This is a genomic window from Nocardia sp. NBC_01499, assembly GCF_045040275.1.
Taxonomy (GTDB): domain Bacteria; phylum Actinomycetota; class Actinomycetes; order Mycobacteriales; family Mycobacteriaceae; genus Nocardia.
On the sequence record NZ_CP109426.1, the window covers coordinates 3,984,118 to 4,003,345 of the forward strand.

The window sequence follows — 19,228 nt, forward strand, 5'->3', positions numbered from 1 at the left end:
GTGTGGTGTGCTTGATCACCCGAACGGTGGTCTGCGCATAGTAGTCGGCTTTGGTGACCAGCGGGAAGCTCGCGGGTGACCTTGGTTGGCCCGCACCCGGTTTCAGGTGCGCGCGGCCGAGATCCTGGCCAGCGTCTGCACCGGATCGGTCAGCACGTCGGTGAAGGCAAGCTCGGCCGCGCCGAGCAAGGTCGCGTCGCCGCCGAGCGCCGAGGTGCGCAGCCGCACCCGTTCGCGGACCGCGAGCAGGCCGTCGACCGCGACCCTGCTGCGCACCTGGGCCGCCGAGGCGAGGTAGATCTCGCGAAGCACGCCGCCGAAGACGACCATCGACGGGTTGAAGATGTTGACCAGATTGGCGACGCCGTAGCCGAGCCAGTCCCCCACCTGGTGCAATGCGTCCCTGGCCGTCGAGTCGCCGCGGGCCGCGTCCTCCACGATCGCCTCGACCGCGGCCCGGCCCGCCGGGTCGGTGCGCCCGGCGGCGGCGATCAGGCCGAGCTCGCCCGCCTCGACCTCGAGACAGCCGCGCGATCCGCACGCGCAGGCGCGTCCGTCCCGGTTGACGATCATGTGGCCGACCTCGCCCGCGTAGCCGCCCTCGCCGCCGAGCAGCTGGCCGCCCATGATGATGCCCGCGCCGATGCCGACGTCGCCGTGCAGGTAGATCAGGTCGGAGAGACCGGCGGCAGCACCGCGTTCGCGTTCGGCGAGCGCCCCGAGGTTGGCGTTGTTGCCGACCGCGACACGCAGGCCGAGGTCGAGTTCGCGAGTCAAGCTTGCGCCGAACGGCACATCGACCCAGCCGATGTTCGGTCCGTAGCGGACGACGCCGTCCTCCTCCCTGACCATCCCGCAGAACGCCACGCCGACACCGACACACACGGCATCGCGGGCGGCCTTGCCGATCATGTCGCGCGCCATCGCCGCCAGCGTGGCGATCACGTCGTCCGGGTCGAAAGTGCCACGCGGGCGGGTGGTTTCGACCTGATCGAGGACCGAGCCGCCCAAGCCGACCCGCGCCGCGGCGAGCCGGTCGGCGCCGACATCGAGCGCGACGACGTACACGCGATCCGATTCCGGCCGCACCACCAGCGAGGGACGGCCCGCCTTGCCGGTCTGTCCCGGCAGTTCCTCGCGCACCAGCCCTACCGCGGCGAGGTCGGCCGTCAACGCCAGAATGGTGCTGCGGTTCAGCCCCATTCGCTCCGCGAGCGTGGCCCGCGAAACCGGACCGTCACGATGGACGTGCCGGAGCAACACAGCCAGATTGCTCTTACGGATCTCATCAGGAGATGGGGCTGCCCTCACCCGCCTCTCCGCGCCTTTTGCCGGTCGTGGGTGCCTCGAAGGTTAGTTCGCGGGCCGGCGGCCAAGGGGCGCCTAAGCTTTGGGCGTGCCCGACGAGTTACCCATGTACCTGCGAAATCAGTCGTAACGGTGGCCTCCTTCGCATAGACCGATCCTCGGTTGGTTATCCGGTTCGTAGCGTGCGCTTGCGCGACAACGCGTCTACCCCGGCCGCCAAGAGCAGCACGAATCCTGTCACAACGAATTTCGTGCCCGCGCTGTAGCCCATCAGGCCCATGCCGTTGTCGATCACCGCGACCACGGCGGCGCCGAGCACCGCGTCCAGCATGCGGCCGCGGCCGCCGAACAGGCTGGTGCCGCCGATGACCGCCGCGCCGACCGCGAGCAGTAGCACGCTGCTGCCGCCGGTGTTGGGGTCGACGGAGTTGGCGCGGGAGGCCGCGACGAGGCCGCCGACCGCCGCCATCGTCGAACACAGCACGAAGGCAGTGATTTTCACGCGGTCCACCGTGATGCCGGCGCGCCTTGCCGCCTCGGCGTTGCCGCCGACGGCGTAGATGTGCCTGCCGAAGGACGTGCGATTGAGCACGAAGGTCCACAGCAGCAACAGGATCGCGATCAGCGGGACCACGATCGGCATGCCCTTGAGCGAGTGCAACTCCGGGTTGCGGCTGCGTTCGCCGTTGAGCACGAGCACCGCGATGCCGAGAACCACTGCGACGCCGACGATCCGCGCCACGATCACCGGCGCGGTCTCGCCGGTGAGCCCGAGTTTGTTGCGGGCCCGCAGTTTTCGGTATTGCAGGAACGCGAACCCGGCCACCAGCACCAGGTACATCAGCCAGCCGATCAACGGCGGCACATTCTTGTTCGCGATGGCGAGGATGGTGTCGTCGCGGATGGAGATGTTGCGGCCGTTGTCCATGATCTTCAACGCGACACCCTGCAGCGCGAGGAATGCCGCGAGCGTCACCACGAACGACGGAATGCCGATCTTCACCACGATCGTGCCGATCGTCAGCCCGATCACCACACCGGTGAGCAGCGACGCCAGGACCGCCAGGTACCAGGGCCAGCCACGGTCGGTGAGCAACACCGCGAGCACCGCCGCGCAGACGCCGCTGGTGAATCCCGCCGACAGGTCGATCTCGCCGAGCAGCAGCACGAAGATCAGGCCCATCGCGATCACCGCGATCGCCGCGCCCTGGGTGAACAGGTTCGCGAAGTTGGCCTCGGACATGAAGACCGGGCGCGCGGCCCAGAAGACGCAGGACAGGATGATCAGGGCGAGCACGGAGGGAAGCGCGCCCATATCGCCGCTGCGCACGCGCCCGACGTAGGTGTTCACTAGGTCGGAAACCGGTGCCGTATCAGGCTTTTCGGTCACAGTGGCGCTCATGCCTGCACCTCGCTGACGCTCGGCTCCGGCATGACCGCCGGGGCGGCTGCGTTCATTGTTCGCTCGCTCCGCTCGCTCATCCCTTGACTCCATTCGCGTCCAAACCCAGTGCGCCGCTGCGGCCTGCCGTAATCAGTTCTACGACCTGCCCGTGGGTCACATCGGAGGTCCGGACCTGGGCGGCCATCCGCCCCAGGTATAGCGCCGCGATCCGATCGGAGACCGCGAAGACGTCGTTCATGTTGTGCGAGATCAGCACCACCGCAAGGCCTCTGTCGGCGAGCCGGCGGACCAGCTCGAGCACCTGCTGGGTCTGCTGCACGCCGAGCGCGGCGGTCGGTTCGTCGAGGATCACCACCTTGCTGTTCCACAGCACGGCTTTCGCGATCGCGACCGTCTGCCGCTGGCCGCCGGACAGGCTCGACACCTGCTGCCGGACGCTCTTGACCGTCCGAACGGACAAGCTGGCCAAGGTCTTTCCGGCCAGTTCCTCCATCGCGTACTCGTCGAGCACGATCCCGGTCTTCTTCTCGCGGCCGAGGAACATGTTCTGGACGATGTCGAGGTTGTCGCAGAGCGCGAGATCCTGGTACACGATCTCGATGCCGAGCGCGCCCGCGTCGCGCGGGCTGTGCACCTGAACGGGGTTGCCCTCGAACAGGAATTCGCCGGCGTCGATCGGGTGGGTGCCGCCGATGCACTTGACGAGCGTGGACTTTCCGGCCCCGTTGTCGCCGACCAACGCCGTCACCTCACCCGCGTAGGCGGAGAAGGCGACGTTGTGCAGGACGTGAACCGGCCCGAAACTCTTTTCTAGGCCGCGTAATTCGACTACCGGCGTATTCGGCCCACCCGGCACCCGGCCACCGCCCCTCATCGAATCGCCGCGCGATGCTTCACTCATGGTGCTGCTCCTGAGAAGGTGCCCCCTCCGCCGTCCCCTCATCGAAACGGCGGGAGGGGCTTGGTCGATCAGATGCCGTTGTCCGCGCAGAGTTTCGCGATATCGCCGGTGCACAGGTCGGCCTTGGTGACATAGCCGTCCGCGACAACATCTTTCACCTGCTGGATGTAGATCGGCTTGGGCTCCAACAGCACCGAAGGCACGTCGGTATTGGCCTCGGGGTCCTTCACCGTGCCGTTGGCCTGACCCTGCTGCCCCTTGGTCAGCGCGATGGCAAGCTCGGCCGCCGCGTCGGCTTCCTTCTTGATCGCCTTGTACACGGTCAGGCACTGGTCGCCCTTCAGGACGTTCTGCAAGCCCTGCACTGTCGCGTCCTGGCCGCTCACCGGAACCTGTCCGTTGAGCTTCTGCTTCTTCAGCACCGCGATCGCGGCGTTGGCGAGTCCGTCGTTGGCGGCCACCACGCCGCCGATGTTCGGCGTGCCGGTGAGCATCTGCTCGAAGATGGTGCCCGCCTGGGTGTTATCCCATTCCGGCACCGCCTGGTCCGGGCCCTTCACGTACTGGCCAGCGTCGAACTTCGGCTTCAGCACCCCGTCGTAGCCGGTCTTCAGCAGCGTGGCGTTGTTGTCGGTCGGCCCGCCGTTCAGGTACGCGACAACGGGTTTGACGGCGTTCTTGTCCGTCAGGCACTTCGCGACGCCCTCGCCGAGCAGGCTGCCGACCTTCACGTTGTCGAACGACACGTAGAACTGGGCGCCGCCGCCGAGGGTGAGCCGGTCGTAGTCGATGACCGTGACGCCCTGCGCCTTTGCCTTCTGGATCACGGCCTTGCCGGTGCCGCTGTCCAGGTTCGTCATCAGCAGCACCTGCGCGCCGTTGGTCATCATCTGATCGGCGATCGTCTGGAAGGCGGTCTTATCGCCCTGCGCGTTCTGGATGTCGGCCTTGACGCCCGCGGCGTCGAACGCCTGCTGCAGGTACTTCCGGTCCGCCGTCTCCCAGCGGGCCGACGTCTTGCTGTCCGGCAGGATCACCCCGACCTTGGCTCCGCCGCCACCCCCCGAGCCCTTCGAGTCGTTACCACAGGCGGTCAAAGTCAACGAAGTGAGCACGGCGACCGAGACGGCCGCAACGCCGAGAATGCCCTTACGCATGAGGGGGCCTTTCGTGGAACCACCGCCCCGGTAGTGCCCGGGCGGTCGAGGTCGAGCGAATGTTGTTCGCTGCAACATATTCGACTGTGACCCACAGCACAACCTGTTCTAGCGACCAATTTGTTGTTTGAGATAACAATCAAGTCACGTGAACATCTGCTCAGGTGGAGTCGTCCTACAGGTCCGCGGCGAGTGCGGCCGCTAGCTCGCGGGCCTCGTGCAGCCAGGTGGTGCGCATCTCCTCGGTCGAGTCGGTCACTGTCCGAAATACCTTGCGCCGCACGTCTTCCACGCCGATGTAGGGCAGCACGCAGGCCGCCCATATCTGATGCAGCGGATCGCCGAAGACGTCGCGCTCGCGGTCGGCGGTGGTGTCGGAGGTATTGAGCACCAGCGCCCGCTTCGCGTGCAGCAATCCGACCGGTTCCCCGGCCGCGTCGTCCAACTTGTATGCCACGGCCGGGGTGAGTACCCGCTGCACCCAGCCCGCCAGAATCGCCGGTGGCATGCCCCACCAGTTCGGATGCACGAATATCAGGGCATCGAGCTCGGCCAGTTCGTCCTGGTATCGCCGAACCTGGACGTCGGCCGCCAGCGTGCTGTCCACGGTCTCGGTCTCCCCCGCGGCCAGCATCGGATCGAAGCCCTCCGCATACAGATCGTGCGACACAACCTCGACCGCTCGACTTCGCAATTCATCGATCACCGCTTCGAAGAGCGCCCTGTTGAAACTGTCGCCCTGGGGATGGGCCAGATACACCGCAATACGCATGCGCATCACTGTGCCGGATCGGTGCCACCGACCAAAGGCACCAGATACCGGGGCGGGCAGCACCGCTCGAACTGCTCGACTCGGCGATTCAGAACGTCAGATGGTTTCCCGCCGCAACACCGCCTGATATTCCCAGGCGTCCCACAGCGGATGAGCCGCCGAATATCGCTGGCCCATCCGAATTTCCGTGCCATCGAGTTCCATCCGCTCGACAACAAGGCCGGTGCCCTCGACCAACAGCATCAGATCTCCGGGCGTGTAGCAGCGCCCGAACTGCTCGACCGCTTCGGACTCTTTGCCAACCGGCCACCACCTGTCGGTGAAGCGGCTGGTTATCGGGTCGTAGTCGTTCGAATTCGCCAGGTCGACGGCGTACTTCTCGTGTTCGAGTTCGCCTGCGACACGGGCCCATTTCCACGGACTGAACACATCGACGATCATCGCCCCGCCTGGTCGCAACCATTCGTCGCTGACCCGGCGAAGTAGCGCACGCTGATCGGCATCGCTACCGACACCAAAACCATTCCAATAGACCACGCAGTCGAACTGCTCACCGAGTTCGACCTGGTAGAAATCCCCTTCGATGATCCGCAGGTCGCGACCCCGCACCTCGGCCGCACGCTCGGTCGCCTGCCGCGCTCTGACGGAACTGAGTTCCACCGCCACTACCGAGTAGCCGAGATCCGCGGTGACAACCGCGGTTGTGCCACTGCCCGCGCCCAATTCGAGGACCCGCTCGATATCTGGCCCCGCCAACCGCGCTATCGACTCCGCACGTTGCCGATCCGACTCCCGTACCGTCTGCGGTCCCCACCACACCGGCGCGGTATCGAAGAACGGCTTTACCCAATCCATACGAAATCCCCGTCAGAACAACATGATTCGGTACCGAGCCGATCATGCCCCAGTTTCGGGGAGGCGAGAAGCGATTTTCCAGTGGGACACCAACCGCGAATATGCCACGATCTGAGCGTGATCGACCAGAGCGAGTGGGTGCGTGCTGCCGCGCTCGACAATGCCGAGTGGTGCGATGCCGTGTGCCGGTCGCATGGGTTGATCGGCGAACTCGATGCCGCCGCGTGGACCAGTGCCAAGCGCACCCCTCCGCTGTATCCAGATGCGGTGTCGCTCAGTCCACGTACGTCCGCGGCGGAGCTGCTGGCGCGAATCGACCGCAGCACGCCAGGGGCCTCGATCAAGGACAGTTTCGCCTGCCTGGATCTCAGCCGGGACGGCTTCCATATTCTGTTCGAGGCGCAGTGGATCTATCGACCGGCCGACCAAGGGCCGTCTGCCGCGTCGGGCCCTTGGGAGGTGACCGCAGCCATCCACCACGGCTGCACACCCGTTGGCCCGCTGCGGATTTGGGTGGCGTCGGACTGAGGCAGGATCAGCTGACTTGTGGCAGGACCTCGGCGGTGATCCGTTCCATCTGGTCTGCCGAGTCGAAAAGTGGGTTGATCAGGATCATTTCGGCGCCGGCGGCGGCCACGGCGCGCAGTTCCTCGGCGCACGTGTCCGGTGAGCCGCAGGCCGCGACGGGCAGCAAAGTCTTGCCGAAGTCACCGTATTGGGCGATCAGCGCTTCGGTCATCCGGCGCTGTGCGCGGTCGACGTCGTCATCGACCACGATATACACCCGCTTGGCGATGCGGAAATCCGCTGCATCCCTGTCACTTTCGGCCAGTGCGGCGCGGACGACCGGAACCTGCTCGGCGAAGCGCGCCGTCGTCGACGACCCTGCCCCGAAGAACCCATCCCCCTGTCGAACCGCCCGCCGCAACGCGGCAGGCTTACTGCCACCGAACCACAAGGGCGGGTACGGCTTCTGAAACGGTTTCGGCTCCATCCTCGCGCCGTCCAACTGCCAGAACTCGCCGTCGATATCGACCTCCGGCTGAGTCCACAGCGCCTTCATCACCTGCAGACCCTCATTGAACCGCCGCACCAGATTGTCCTCGACACCAACATCGAATGCCGAAAACATCCGCGCCCGCCCACCGATCCCAACCCCGACCTCGAGCCGCCCCCGACTCAACTGATCCACCGTCCCGATCCGCTTCGCCAAATGCACCGGATTGTGCAACGGCGTAACAAACACCGCACACCCCACCCGCAACCGCTCATTACAAGCCGCCGCGAACGCCAACGTCTCCAACGGACTCAAACCAGGCGCCGCCCCCAACACCTGCTCCGTCATCCACGCACTCTCGAACCCCAACTCCTCCGCCCGCCCCAAATACCTCCGAAGCTCGTCCGGCGCAAAGGCACCATCAGCAGGATGCTGTGGAATCGATATCGCGTATCGCATGGTTGCGACCTTATTCGTCAGTTCTCGATGGCGAGGGTGACTACGGGGATGACACGGTCGGTCTTTTCCTCGTATTCGGCGAAGCCGGGCATTACGGCGACCATGGCTGCGTAGAGGCGGTCGCGTTCTGGGCCTTCGGTGATGGGAGTTGCGGTGGCTTTGTGGGTTTCGGTGCCTACTTCTACGGTGACCTCTGGGTTGGCGCGCAGGTTGTGGTACCAGTCGGGGCTGGTGGGGGCGCCCGCTTTGGAGGCGATGATGACGAGGTTGTCGCCGTCGCGGACGTAGGCGACGGGGTTGGTTCGGGAGAGGCCGGATTTGGCGCCGGTGGTGGTGAGCAGGAGGAGGTCGCCCCCTTCGAAGGGCCCGCCGACCTTGCCTGCGTTGTTACGGAATTCCTCGATGATCTGCGAGTTCCAGTCGGACATACGGGTCTCCTCCAGGTAGGCAAGCGGTCTATACCGAGCCTATCGACAAGATCCCCGAACCCGGCGCCAATCGCCCCGTCGAAGGGGACATGGTGGCGGCGACACGCGGGGTCGGGCCGCCGTCATGTCCCGTTCGACGGGGGTCAGCGGGCTACCGATAGGACCGGTTCTCGCACTGCCGATTTGGGGGTGGTGGTGAGGGTCTTGGTGAGGTCGGTGCGGAGGGTGGTTGCGGAGTCGAGGAGGTAGTTTTGGCGGACCTTCCAAGGGCGGCGATCGCCTTGGCGGGGGAAGTCGCCGATCGAGCGCTGGATGTAGCCGGAGGCGAGGTCGAGCAGGGGTTGTTCGTTGAGTTCGCCGTCGGGCTTGGGGACGACGGCGGCGTAGTCGCGGCGGTCCATGTGGTTGAGGATCTTGCAGACTAGGCGGGAGCTGAGGTCGGCGCGCAGGGTCCAGGAGGCGTTGGTGTAGCCGACGCAGAAGGCGAAGTTGGGCAGGCCGGTGAGCATGGCGCCCTGCCAGACGAATTGCTCGGCGAGGGTGACCTGCTGACCGTCGACGCTCGGGATGATGCCGCCGAAGGGCAGCAACTGCAGACCGGTGGCGGTGATGACGATGTCGGCCCGCAGGATTCGGCCGGACTTCAGCCGAATGCCTTCCGGCACAAAGGTATCGATGTGGTCGGTGACGACCTCGGCCTTACCCTTCTTCATCGCCTTGAAGAAGTCGGCGTCGGGCACAGCGCACAGTCGCTGCTCCCACGGGTTGTAGCTCGGCGTGAAGTGCTCGGCTACGACCTTCTCGTCCTTGAGGATTCGGGTAGTGAGGCCGGTGAGCAGTTTGCGCGCGGCCTCGGGACGGCGGCGGCAGTACTGGAAGAAGCCGATCGTGAACAGGATGTTCTTGGTGCGAATCACCCGGTGCGCCAGGTTCGGCGGCAGCAGCTCGCGGATCTTGTCGGCCTGTTTGTCACGGCCGGGGACCGCGCTGATCCAGGTCGGGCTGCGCTGCAACATGGTCACCAGTTCGGCCTGCTCGGCCATCGACGGCACCAGGGTGACCGCGGTGGCGCCGCTGCCGATCACGACGACGCGCTTACCGGCGTAGTCGAGGTCTTCCGGCCAGAACTGCGGATGCACCACCTGACCGGAAAACGAAGAGCTGCCGGGGAATTCGGGCGTGTAGCCGTGGTCGTAGTTGTAGTAGCCCGCGCACGCGTACAGGAAGCCGCAGGTCAGCTCGCGCCGCGAAGTGACACCCGCCGCGTCGCGCTCTTCGAGAGTCAGTGTCCAGCGGGCGGTTTCGCTCGACCAGTCGGCGGCGACCACCTTGGTCTGATAGCGGATGTGCCGGTCGATGCCGAACTCGGCGGCGGTTTCGTTGATATACCGCAGAATCGACGGCCCATCGGCGATCGACTTGGCATCGCGCCACGGCTTGAACGCGTAGCCGAGGGTGAACATGTCGGAGTCCGAGCGGATACCGGGATAGCGGAACAGATCCCAGGTGCCGCCCATCGCGTCGCGGGCCTCGAGGATGGCGTAGGTCTTGCCGCGGCACTCGGTTTGCAACCGGTAGGCGGCGCCGATACCGGACAACCCCGCGCCAACGATCACGACGTCGAGGTGTTCCGGAGCTGCGACGGTCTCGTTCATGGTTCCAGTGTGCGACCGCGCGGACCGGCGTTCTTGACTTTGCGCGACAAGTATTTGATTCTGGACGACATGACGGTGATCCGATCGGCCGGGCTGCGCGGCTTCCGCGCGACGGTGGCGGAGCTGGGCGGTGACGCCGAACAGTTCGCCGCCGCCTGCGGCCTGCCGATCGCCGCGCTCGACACCGACGACCTGCTGATCCCCGACCAAGCCCTGGCCGCGGTGCTGGAGCTGGCCGCACAGCGGCTGGACTGCCCCGATCTCGGCTTGCGCATTTCCCGCCGCCAAGACCTCGACATGCTCGGCCCGCTGGCCTTGGCCATCCGGAACTCGCCGTCGCTGACACACGTCCTGGAATGCTCGGCGCGATATCTGTTCCTGCACGCCCGCGCACTCATCCTGACCCCGGAACCGGACCCGTACGGCGACCGCGGCGTGATCGCGCTGCACTACGGGGTCAAGCCAGGAATGCTGTCCCCCATCCAGGCCACAGATCTCGGACTTGCGTTCGTACATCACACAATTCAACGGTTGGTCGCGGACCACTACGGATTACTCTCGGTCGAGCTGCCGTACCGGCCGACCGCACCGATCGCCCGCTACGCGGAATTCTTCGGCGCACCGGTGCGCACGAACCGGCCGTACGCGGCGCTTCGGGTGCCGCGAAATCTGCCGTCACTACCGCTGAGCGGCGGTGACGAGAACCTGCATCGTTTGGCGATGGCGTTCCTGGCGGAGCAGGCGGGCGGCATCGACGCCTCGGTGGTGCCGAAGGTGCGCGCAACCGTGCAACAGCTACTCGGCACCATCCCGCCCGAAATCGGTGCCGTCGCAAGGTTATTGACCGTCCACCCGCGCACCCTGCAACGCCGCTTGGCCGCCGAGGGCACCTCGTTCGCCACCATCCTCGACGACGTCCGCCGCGACGAAGCGCGCCGCTACCTCACCACCACCGATATGCCGATGAGCCAGGTCGCCTCCGTCATCGGACTCTCCGAGCAGTCGACCTTCACCCGCTGCTGCCGAAGATGGTGGGGCACAACGCCGACCGCGATACGCCGCGAACAACCGAGCGTGCCGACTAGCGGCAAACGCGCAACCCGTCGAGGGTGACACCGAGCAGCCGTTCGGCCGCCTCCGGCGTCTTCTCACAGGCGGCCCCGATGCCGTGCCCAAGCCTCAGCATGTCGCGCGCCTCGATATCGGTGCGGATCACACCGGCGTCCTGCGCGGATTTCAGCAGGGCGGCGGCCGCGTCGTTGATCAATCCCCGGCACAGGGTGAAAACCTCGGAGTCGTGGTCGATCAACGCCTTCAATGTGGTTGCGAGACTGCGCCGGTCCATCACGAACGCCACCTGCTCGCGCATCCACTGCTCGAACGCGTCTGCGGGGGACTGGGTTTCGAGTAGTTCGTAGCCGCGCCTACTCAGCCGTTCGATGCTGTCGCGGTACACCGCTTCCATGAGCGCCTCGCGATTCGGGAAGTGCCGGTACAGCGTTCCCGGTCCGACGGCGGCGCGGCGCGCGATGTCATCCAGCGGCGCCTCCGGCCCGTCTTCGCCGAACACCTCACGCGCGCACTCGACGATCCGCGCGTAGTTGCGCCGCGCGTCGGCCCGCATCGGCCGCGCCGCCGAAGGTTGGTCCACGGTCCCTCCACTGGAAACGGATGAAGTCTCCGGTTAGTCTTGCGTAAACGGAGAACCTCTCCATATGATAGCTCCATCGGAAACGGAGACTCTCTCCGTTTAGCTCACGACTCGATGGAGCGCTTCTTGTCCACGAACACCATCTCCGCGGGCACCCCCACGTCCGTTCGCCGAAGTCGGCCGTTCCGCTCCGGCCTCGTGCTTGCCACCCTGCTGACCTGCCAGCTGATGATCATCCTCGACATCACCGTGATGAATGTGGCGCTGCCGCGCATCCGAACCGACCTGCACTTCAGCGCCACCGGGCTGTCCTGGGTGATGAACGCCTACACCCTGGTCTTCGGCGGACTGCTGCTGCTCGGCGGGCGCGCCGGTGACCTGTTCGGCAGGCGCAACCTGTTCATCGCGGGAACGACCCTGTTCACCCTGGCCTCGTTGGCGGGCGGGCTGGCGCCGTCGGCGACCTGGCTGCTCGTCGCGCGCGTCGTGCAGGGCATCGGCGCCGCCATGGCAGGCCCGAGCACGCTCGCGCTGCTGACCACCACGTTCAGCGAACCCAAAACCCGGATTCGGGTGCTCGCCCTGTTCTCCGGCATGTCCAGCGCGGGCTTCGCGATCGGTCTCATCCTCGGCGGCCTGCTCACCGAATGGCTGAGCTGGCGGTCGGTGCTGTTCATCAACGTGCCCTTCGGGCTGGTCGTCGTCGTGCTCGCGCTGCGCTACCTGCCCGACGCGGTGCGCCAGCCCGCCCGCCTCGACCTACCCGGCGCGGTGACCGCGACGACCGGGGTCGCCGCACTGGTCTACGGCTTCATCAGCGCCGCGTCGAACGGCTGGGGCAGCGAGACCACCGACATCTCGCTGGCCGCTGGCGTGATCCTGCTCGCGGCGTTCCTTGCGATCGAGCTGCGCACGGCACAACCACTGCTGCCGCTGCACCTGTTCACCGACCGCAATCGCGCCGCCGCCTACGCCAATATGTTCCTCGGGCCGATGGCTGGCATGTCGATGTTCTTCTTCCTGACCCAGTATCTGCAGGAAGTGCGCGGATTGAGCGCGCTGGCAACGGGTTTCGCGTTCCTGCCGACCGCGTTGCTGATGTTCACGATGATCAGGCTGATCCCGCGGCTGCTGCCGCGCTTCGGGCCGAAGCCGGTGACCCTGATCGGCACCGTGTTGATGGGGTCCGGACTGGCGTTGCTGACACAGCTGAGCACCGAAAGCGGATACTTCCCGCTGCTGTTCGCGGCCATGCTGTTGATGGGACTCGGTATCGGACTGGCGTTTTCGCCGCTGAGCGTGATCATCATGTCCAGCGTGCCGCCCAGCGAGGCCGGTGCGGCGGGCGGTGCGCTGCAGACGCTGCAGCAGACCGGCTCCTCGCTCGGCCTGGCCATTCTGGTCACGGTGTTCGGCACGGCGGCCCGCGGTGCGACGGGATCGGCGCCACAGGTTCTGGTCAGCGGCATCACGACGGCGTTCGCGGCGGCGGTCGGCATCGCCGTGCTGACCTTCCTCGTCGCGCTCACTTTCCGCAGCACCCGATCGACAACCTGACCATCGATCGCTTTACCGAAGCCGGAGGTCAGGCGCCCGTTCGCGGCGCAGGACCGCCGGCTTCGGCGCACTGACAGGGACCGGATCCACCCCGGCCGAGCAGGCGGCACGTACACTCCCAGCGTTCGGGAGGTCGGTTGTTGCAGTTCGTTCTGTTAGGCGAGGTCAGGGCGTGGCGCGGGGAGGAACCGCTGCAGCTCGGACCGCCACAGCGCAGGGCCGTGCTAGCGGCCCTGCTGCTGCGTGCCGGTGCCGCGGTGACGGCGGCCGAGCTGGTCGAGGGGATCTGGGGTGAGCGGCCGGTGCCGCGCGCGGTCGCCGCGCTGCGCACCCACGTCGGGCAGTTGCGCCGGATACTGGAACCCGATCGAGTAGCGCATGGCCCGTCGACGGTGCTGGTATCGATCGGGGACGGCTACGCGCTGCGGATACCACCCGAGTCGACCGATGTGGCGCAGGTCGAGCGGCTCGTCGCGGTGGCAGGACAGGTCCGCGACCGCGAGCCCGCCGTGGCTCGGGCGAATCTCGTTGCCGCGCTCGGCAAGTGGCAGGGCGCCGCGTTGAGCGGGCTGCCTGGCCCGTTCGCGCAGCGGCAGCGTTCGCGGCTCGAGCAGTGGCAGCTCGCCATCCTGGAGGATCGGCTCGCCCTCGACATCGAGACCCGCCGCAGCTCCGACGCCGTCGTCGAGCTGGCCGCGCTGATCGCGGAACATCCACTGCGCGAACGGTTTCGGTCGCTGCTGATGGCCGCGCTGTACAACTGCGGCCGCCAGTCCGACGCCCTCGACGCGTACGCGCAGGCGCGGCAGGCCCTGGTGGACGGCGTCGGCGTCGAGCCGGGGCCGGAACTGACCGCGGTGCACGAGCGGATCCTGCGCGGCGCGATGCCGGTGATCGCGGTGCCCCGCGCGCCGACCGAACCCGTGCCCGCCCAATTACCGCCCGACATCGCCGATTTCACCGGTCGCGAGCGGCTGGTCGACGAGTTGGCCGCGCAGCTGACCGGCGCGGGCAGCGCGGTGGCGATCTCCGCGGTCGGCGGGATGGGCGGTGTCGGCAAGACCACCCTCGCCCTGCACGTCGCGCATCGAGTGCGAGATCGGTTCCCGGACGGGCAGTTATACGCGAACCTGCACGGCGTCGACCCGCTGCCGACGCCCCCTGGCGCCGTGCTCGGTGGCTTTCTGCGCGCACTCGGCACCGCCGAGGGCGATATTCCGTCCACCGTCGACGAACGCGCCGCCGAACTGCGAACTCGACTGTCCGGCAAGCGAATACTGATGGTGCTCGACAATGCGCGGGACTACGCGCAGGTGGCGCCGCTGCTCGCCGGGCCGGCGGTGCTGATCACCAGCCGGTCCGCGCTGACCGAGCTGCCCGCGGTGACCCGCACCCGGCTCGATGTGCTCGAAACGGCGGAGGCGATCGCGCTGCTCGTGCACATCCTCGGCGCGGATCGCGTTGCCGCCGAGGCGGAGTCGGCGCGCGAGGTGGTCGCGCACTGTGGCCTGCTACCGCTGGCGGTTCGCATTGTCGGTGCCCGGCTCGCGGTGCGGCCGCAGTGGACCATCGCGTCGTTCGCCGACCGGCTGGCCGACGAGCAGAGCAGGCTGAACGTGCTGAGGACGGGCGATCTCGCGGTCGAGGCGGTGTTCCGGCTCGGCTACCGACAGCTGACCGAACCGCAGGCCACGGCATTTCGCACGCTGGCGCTCGCGGAGGTGCCCGATCTGTCCATCGACGCAATCGCGGCGATCCTCGGCATTTCCCCGCTCGATGCGGAGGAGGTCTGCGAATCCCTGGTCGACCTGAGCCTTTTGGAGACCACCGCGCGTGGCCGCTACCGATTCCACGATCTGCTGCGGCTTTTCGCGCGCGGCGTCGCCGACGAGGACGAATCCGCCGTGCTGGTCCGGGTTCTCGACTATCACCTGGCCAGCGCCAAGAATCTGCTCAGCGCGATCGACTACAGCAATACGACCCGGTTGCTCGTCCCGACCACCGTGCCGGGCCGCGCGTTCGACAGCGGCTCGGATGGCCAGGCGTGGAACGACATCGAGCGCCCGGTGATCATCGCGTTGCATCAGCAGGCGGCGCGGATCGGCGGGCGAGCGCTCGACGTCGCGGCCGACCTCGCCTGGGTGATGGCCGAGTTGATGGACGCCGGCACCGGCGCGCGCGAGCTGTCCCGCGCGCTGGAGTCGTTGCTGGACACCGCCATCATCGAGGACAACCTGGCCGCCGAGCGACGCATCAGGACCGCCCTCGGCGCGCTGCTCCAGGTCGGGCTCGGCGAGGTCGAGGCGAGCCTGCCGCATCTGCGCGCCGTCTCCGGGCCGCCCGCGAACGACGCCGACCGCAGGCTCTCGGTGCTCGCGTCGGTGCTGCTCGGCGTCGCGGCTCGACGGCTGGGCGACGCGGACGTCTCGCATCGGCATTTCGAGCACGCCACCGACCTCACCCGCGCCCTCGGCGACCGGTCGATGGAGGCGTGGTGCCTGGCGCTGGTCACCCGAACCTATTGCGAGGCGGGTCAATACGACGAAGCGGTGCAGATGGCGCAGCGGGCCATCGCGCTCGCGCGTGAGTCGTCCAACCCGGTGGCGCTCGGCTGGGCCACGCACGAACTGGCGGCCACCTTGTCGATGCGCGGCGAGCACCGGCGCGCGATCGAACTCGGCACCGACGCGGTGCGTGCCGCGCAGCACAACGGGGTGCGGTTGTGGGAGGGCTGGGCGCGCACCAGGCTGGCGCAGATCCATTTGCAGGCTGGCAATGTGGCCGAGGCGGAGATCCATGCCGCCGGTGCGCTCCAGCTGCTGACCAAGGCCGCCGATCCGATCGATCGAGCCAGGGCGATGGCGTTGCATGCCGCCGCGCTTGCGGCGCGGGGTCGGCGGGAACGCGCCGAGCAGGAGTTCGGGGAGGCCGCCGAAATCTTCCGTCGCGCGGGACTTTCGCCGCCGACCATCGACCGGCTGTTCGGTCCCGGCGCGGAATGACCCGGCAGCTCCGGCCTCAAATAACGAACGTTTATTCGGTATTTATCGGTCGCTGAGCCGCGGCTGGCATCCTGCTGTGTCGATGTGTCCACCATCGCCAATGGTGTGACCAGGAGGGGTCGTGCGGACTCACGACCGCCCGGAACTGGGACCGAGCGGTCGGCCGGGGTCCGCGCCGACTCGCGCTCGCGGGGTGCGCGAGCAAGCGCGGGCCCCGCTACGACCATCGGTCGACTCGACAGGCATCAGTTCGCACCTCCGACACGACCTCGATCAGGTCGCGGCGCCACGATGCCAGCGGTATTGCCACGGCTTCGTCAGCGTCGAAAGTCCTTGGGCAGGGCGGTGATCCGGTCGTGGTGTCGCTCTTGGAGCTCGCGGGACCGGCGCAAGAAGTCCAGGATGGTGCGTAGTTCGTCGGCGGTATAGCGCGCCACGTCGGTCGTGCCCTCCTCAGCGATGGGCCCGTAGATCCGCCAGGCCTTCGCGGCGGCTTCCTGGGTGATCCGCACCAGCACTTTGCGCCGGTCCCCCGGTTCGGGACCGCGGACGACGTAGTCGAGCTTGGCGAGGCGATCCAGCATCGTGGTCACGCTGCCGCTGGTCAGGCCAAGGGCGGCCGTGAGCTCACTCGGCGTCGAGTCGCCCGCCATCAGGATCTCCAGGCAGCGCAGGTCGGTCCGGTTGATGCCGAGGACGACAGCGGCCGCCGAGTCGACCGTGTCGACGGCGGCCTGCAAGGCCTGCGATTCACGTCCGACCTGCTCACGTAGGTTTTCCAGATTTTCTCTTGACATTCAAACCTCTTGATGGTCAAACTACTTATGTCTTGATTACCAAGATACATTAGAGTCAAGAGAAGTTTCGGAGGCACACCATGAAGAAGGCGTTGATCATCGGTGGCGGGATCGCCGGTCCGGTCACAGCGATGGCTTTGCAGCAGGCAGGGCTGGAACCGATCGTCTGCGAGGCCTACCAGGAGGCGGCGGCCGAGCAGATCGGCGCCTACCTGACGGTCGCGGTGAACGGACTCTCGGCACTGACGCTGCTCGACGCCGAGCACGTCGTGACGGAAACGGGACATCCGACCGGCACGCTGTCGTTCTCGTCCAGCGCGGGCAAACACATCGTGGACATGCCGATCGGCGGCACCCTGCCGGACGGCACCACCACGCACAGCGTCAAGCGGCGCGACCTGTATCGCGCACTCAATACCGAGGCGGCGCGGCGTGGCGTGCGCTACGAGTACGACAAGCGGCTGGTGGACGCGACGCGGACGCCGGACGGCAGGGTCAGCGCACGGTTCGCCGACGGCAGCACGATCGACGCCGACGTGCTGATCGGTGCCGACGGAATCCGCTCCCGGACAAGGGAAATCATCGATCCGACCGCACCGAGGGCGCACTACCTCGGCATCTACGGGCTCGGCGGCTTCGTCACCAACCGGGACCTGTACGCCGAACTCGGCCTCCGGCCAGGCATCTACAGCATGATCTTCGGCAAGAAGGCGTTCTTCGGCTACCTGGTCGCCCCGGACGGCGAGATCTGGTGGTTCGCCAATGTGCCACGCGCGGCGGAACTTTTGCGCGAGGAACTCGCCACCACCAGCCCGGCGCAGTGGCGTGATCGGCTCATCGAGCTGCTGTCGGTCGACCACACTCCGGCCGCCCGCATTGTCGCCGCGACACCGGAGGCCACCTTCGTCTCCGGCTTCAACCAGTACGACATGCCCTCGGTGCGGACGTGGCACAACGACACCATGGTCATCGTCGGCGATGCCGCGCACGCCGTGGCCTCCTCATCCGGTCAGGGTGTGTCCATCGCGGTGGAAGATGCCGTGACACTGGCGATCTGCCTGCGCGATATCCCCGGCACCGCCGCCGCGTTGACGGAATACGAGCTCCGGCGCCGCGGCCGTGTCGAACGCGTGGTCCGGCACGGCGCGGAGACCAGCGGCGACAAGGCGTCCAACGGGTTCGCCAGGCTGCTTGTCCGGCTGCTCACCCCCTACTTCCTGAAGAAGGCCGCCAAAACCGGTGTCGCCCCGTTGAGTTGGATGTACGACTACCGAATCAGCTGGGACTCCGACACTCAGAACGCGACGACGAGTTTGCCGGTGGCGTCGCCGGATTCCAGGTAGCCGTGGGCTTCCCGGATCTGGTCGAGGGTGAAGACGCGGTCGATGGGGATGGTGATCTGCCCGGTGGCGGCCGCGTCGAGGAAGTCTTGCAGGACGTCGGCGGGCAGGTCGCTCGCGTCGCCGCCGTAGGCGGTGAGGCGGACACCCTGCGGGAGATAGCCGATGGGATAGAAGTTCTCGACGATCCACTCGTTGGACAGCATGCCGGTGAAGCAGACGACGCCGTGGATTCTGGTGGCGCGCAGGGTATCCGGCAGTGTCGGGGTGCCGACGAGTTCGAGGGCGGTGTCGACACCGCCGGGCTGGATGTCGCGGACCTGGTCGGCTACCTCACCGGTGTCGATGAGCACGTGGTCGACGCCGAGCTGTTTCAATGCGTCGGTCTTCGCCGGACTACGAGTGGTCGCGAAGACGATCATGCCGCGTCGTTTGGCGAGGACTGCGGTGGCCGCCCCGACCGAGGAGGTACCGCCGCGGATCAGGATCGACTGGCCGGATTGGCCATCGAGCCCGACGGTCAGCGAGCCGTACGCGGTCTGCAGCATCTCCGGGACGGCGCCGAGGATGGGCCAGTCCAGTGTGCTGGTGAACGGAATCGCCTGGGCCACAGGGACACACGTGTACTCGGCATATCCGCCGTCGAAGGTCCGGCCCATGCCGCCCATCATCGCGGCGACCTGCTGGCCGACCTCGAATTCGCCACCGGGACAGGCCGCGACGACACCGGTCGCCTCGATGCCGGGCACCCGAGGGAAGGTGACGCCTTCGGCAAGGCCGAGCCGAGTGTGTAGTTCGGACCTGTTGAGCCCGAACGCCTTTACCTGGATGAGCACCTCACCCGGCTGCGGCGTCGGGACCGGTAGTTCCCGAATCCGCAAGGCTTCCAGTGGGCCTGGACCGTCCAGTACGACGGCCCGCATGGTGGTGGGAATCGCGGACAT

The 19,228-nt window shown here is 67.0% G+C and carries 17 protein-coding genes; 5 read left to right on the top strand and 12 right to left on the bottom strand.

Annotation, left to right across the window (positions count from 1 at the left end):
* Positions 1-102 precede the first annotated feature (102 nt).
* The 6 genes from OG203_RS18325 to OG203_RS18350 form a co-directional block, all read right to left on the bottom strand.
* On the bottom strand, positions 103-1,311 hold the full coding sequence (locus OG203_RS18325; RefSeq protein WP_405166871.1) for an ROK family protein: 1,209 nt from the start codon (positions 1,309-1,311) through the stop codon (positions 103-105).
* A gap of 163 nt (positions 1,312-1,474) precedes the next feature.
* A complete protein-coding gene (locus OG203_RS18330; protein ID WP_405166872.1) occupies positions 1,475-2,710 on the bottom strand; it encodes a sugar ABC transporter permease in 1,236 nt (411 codons plus the stop codon).
* Positions 2,711-2,786: 76 nt separating this feature from the next.
* Positions 2,787-3,587 (bottom strand): ATP-binding cassette domain-containing protein, encoded by an 801-nt coding sequence (locus tag OG203_RS18335; RefSeq protein ID WP_405167905.1) that lies wholly within the window; start codon positions 3,585-3,587, stop codon positions 2,787-2,789.
* Positions 3,588-3,682: 95 nt separating this feature from the next.
* Entirely contained in the window at positions 3,683-4,771 is a 1,089-nt protein-coding gene (locus OG203_RS18340) for a sugar ABC transporter substrate-binding protein (RefSeq protein WP_405166873.1), read from the bottom strand.
* A 175-nt stretch (positions 4,772-4,946) separates the two neighbouring features.
* Positions 4,947-5,543: an NAD(P)H-dependent oxidoreductase gene (locus tag OG203_RS18345; protein ID WP_405166874.1), complete on the bottom strand. Its 597-nt coding sequence runs from the start codon at positions 5,541-5,543 to the stop codon at positions 4,947-4,949.
* 96 nt (positions 5,544-5,639) lie between these two features.
* Positions 5,640-6,398, bottom strand: a complete 759-nt coding sequence (locus tag OG203_RS18350) for a class I SAM-dependent methyltransferase (protein WP_405166875.1) — start codon at positions 6,396-6,398, stop codon at positions 5,640-5,642.
* A gap of 117 nt (positions 6,399-6,515) precedes the next feature.
* Between OG203_RS18350 and OG203_RS18355 the strand changes: the two genes are divergently transcribed.
* Positions 6,516-6,926 (top strand): hypothetical protein, encoded by a 411-nt coding sequence (locus OG203_RS18355; protein ID WP_405166876.1) that lies wholly within the window; start codon positions 6,516-6,518, stop codon positions 6,924-6,926.
* A 7-nt stretch (positions 6,927-6,933) separates the two neighbouring features.
* Here OG203_RS18355 and OG203_RS18360 read toward each other — a convergent pair whose 3' ends face one another.
* The 3 genes from OG203_RS18360 to OG203_RS18370 form a co-directional block, all read right to left on the bottom strand.
* The gene (locus OG203_RS18360) at positions 6,934-7,854 is read right to left on the bottom strand and encodes an LLM class flavin-dependent oxidoreductase (protein ID WP_405166877.1); all 921 of its coding nucleotides are present in this window, start codon (positions 7,852-7,854) and stop codon (positions 6,934-6,936) included.
* A gap of 17 nt (positions 7,855-7,871) precedes the next feature.
* Positions 7,872-8,282 carry a nitroreductase family deazaflavin-dependent oxidoreductase gene (locus tag OG203_RS18365; RefSeq protein WP_405166878.1) on the bottom strand — a complete coding sequence of 137 codons (411 nt, stop codon included), beginning with the start codon at positions 8,280-8,282 and terminating at the stop codon, positions 7,872-7,874.
* A 143-nt stretch (positions 8,283-8,425) separates the two neighbouring features.
* Positions 8,426-9,937, bottom strand: a complete 1,512-nt coding sequence (locus OG203_RS18370) for a flavin-containing monooxygenase (RefSeq protein ID WP_405166879.1) — start codon at positions 9,935-9,937, stop codon at positions 8,426-8,428.
* A 69-nt stretch (positions 9,938-10,006) separates the two neighbouring features.
* On the opposite strand from OG203_RS18370, the gene OG203_RS18375 reads away from it, so the two are divergent.
* On the top strand, positions 10,007-11,050 hold the full coding sequence (locus OG203_RS18375; RefSeq protein WP_405166880.1) for an AraC family transcriptional regulator: 1,044 nt from the start codon (positions 10,007-10,009) through the stop codon (positions 11,048-11,050).
* On the opposite strand, the gene OG203_RS18380 is transcribed toward OG203_RS18375, so the two are convergent.
* Positions 11,019-11,588 (bottom strand): TetR/AcrR family transcriptional regulator, encoded by a 570-nt coding sequence (locus tag OG203_RS18380; RefSeq protein WP_405166881.1) that lies wholly within the window; start codon positions 11,586-11,588, stop codon positions 11,019-11,021. The two genes, OG203_RS18375 and OG203_RS18380, sit on opposite strands and share 32 nt — an antisense overlap.
* A 126-nt stretch (positions 11,589-11,714) precedes the next feature.
* Here OG203_RS18380 and OG203_RS18385 point away from each other — a divergent pair, with 126 nt between their 5' ends.
* Together OG203_RS18385 and OG203_RS18390 are read left to right on the top strand one after the other, a co-directional pair.
* Entirely contained in the window at positions 11,715-13,145 is a 1,431-nt protein-coding gene (locus OG203_RS18385) for an MFS transporter (RefSeq protein WP_405166882.1), read from the top strand.
* Between the two features lie 140 nt (positions 13,146-13,285).
* Positions 13,286-16,147 (top strand): BTAD domain-containing putative transcriptional regulator, encoded by a 2,862-nt coding sequence (locus tag OG203_RS18390; protein WP_405166883.1) that lies wholly within the window; start codon positions 13,286-13,288, stop codon positions 16,145-16,147.
* Positions 16,148-16,464: 317 nt separating this feature from the next.
* Here the strand turns inward: OG203_RS18390 and OG203_RS18395 are convergent, their stop codons facing one another.
* A complete protein-coding gene (locus OG203_RS18395; protein ID WP_405166884.1) occupies positions 16,465-16,944 on the bottom strand; it encodes a MarR family winged helix-turn-helix transcriptional regulator in 480 nt (159 codons plus the stop codon).
* Between the two features lie 80 nt (positions 16,945-17,024).
* On the opposite strand from OG203_RS18395, the gene OG203_RS18400 reads away from it, so the two are divergent.
* On the top strand, positions 17,025-18,287 hold the full coding sequence (locus OG203_RS18400) for an FAD-dependent oxidoreductase (protein ID WP_405166885.1): 1,263 nt from the start codon (positions 17,025-17,027) through the stop codon (positions 18,285-18,287).
* Here OG203_RS18400 and OG203_RS18405 read toward each other — a convergent pair.
* Positions 18,239-19,228 (bottom strand): zinc-binding alcohol dehydrogenase family protein, encoded by a 990-nt coding sequence (locus tag OG203_RS18405; protein WP_405166886.1) that lies wholly within the window; start codon positions 19,226-19,228, stop codon positions 18,239-18,241. The two genes, OG203_RS18400 and OG203_RS18405, sit on opposite strands and share 49 nt — an antisense overlap.